The following is a 915-nucleotide window of genomic DNA, read 5'->3' as shown; positions in this document are numbered from 1 at the left end:
TCCGTGGCACGGGGCGGCTGGGTCAGAGGGTTGAACGCAGGGCGGGTGCTCAGATTTGCGGTGGTCGGTGGTGTGGGCACGCTGGTGAACACGGCGGCTCTGTATGTGCTTCACCGGCTGCTGGGTGTTCCGCTGGTTGTCGCCTCGGTGCTGGCCGTCGAACTTGCCGTGGTCCACAACTACATGGTCAACAACCGGTGGACCTTCGGTATGCGTGCCCCGTCGGTGCGGCGGTTCGGGAAGTTCAACGTGTCGATGCTCGCCGGCCTTGCGGTCAATGTGCTGGTGCTGTGGGCACTGGTGCACGGCGGAGTCCATCTCGTGGTGGCGAACGTGGTCGCCATCGGCGCCGCCTTGGCGGTCAACTACGTCTCCAGCACGCTCTGGGTGTGGGGCAGGAACCGGGGGAGCAGCTGATGATGACGCTCCTGTTGTATGCCGGGCTCGTTGTGGTCTCCGTCCTGCTCACTGCGCAGTCGGCTCATGTGCTCTACCTGATGCTCTACACGTGGGACCAGCCGGATGCGGAGGCGAGGGCCAGGGCGCCGGACACCTTCCTGCCGCCGGAGTTGTCCTTCAGCGTGCTGCTGCCGGCGCGGCATGAAGAGGATGTCATCCAGACCACCATCGACCGGGTGGTGCGCTCCGACTATCCGCCGGACCTGTTGGAGGTCTTCGTGATCTGCTCGGCGGATGACACGGGCACGATCGGCAAGGCTGAGGAGAAGATCGCCGAGCTCGCCCGGGAGGGTCTGCACAATGTCGAGGTCGTCGTCTTCGACGACAAGCCCGTCAACAAGCCGCACGGGCTCAACGCGGCGCTGCCGCATACGAGTTGCGACGTGGTGACGATTTTCGACGCCGAGGACGACATCCATCCCGCGATCTTCCATCTGGTGAACACGGTGATGGTCC

The 915-nt window shown here is 64.6% G+C and carries 2 protein-coding genes; both read left to right on the top strand.

All coding sequences use genetic code 11. The features are described 5' to 3' along the window. The coding region (locus tag AQJ91_RS48425) for a GtrA family protein (protein ID WP_324618073.1) at positions 1-417 on the top strand (417 nt) is incomplete at its 5' end. Then, positions 390-915 (top strand): glycosyltransferase family 2 protein (locus AQJ91_RS48420; RefSeq protein ID WP_234383494.1); only part of this gene is annotated, 526 nt, incomplete at its 3' end. The genes AQJ91_RS48425 and AQJ91_RS48420, both read left to right, overlap by 28 nt.

Origin of the sequence: Streptomyces dysideae (genome assembly GCF_001514305.1) — a bacterium.
Lineage (GTDB): Bacteria > Actinomycetota > Actinomycetes > Streptomycetales > Streptomycetaceae > Streptomyces > Streptomyces dysideae.
The sequence above is the reverse complement of the archived record's forward strand: the minus strand, read 5'-3'. Positions and strand labels throughout refer to the sequence as shown.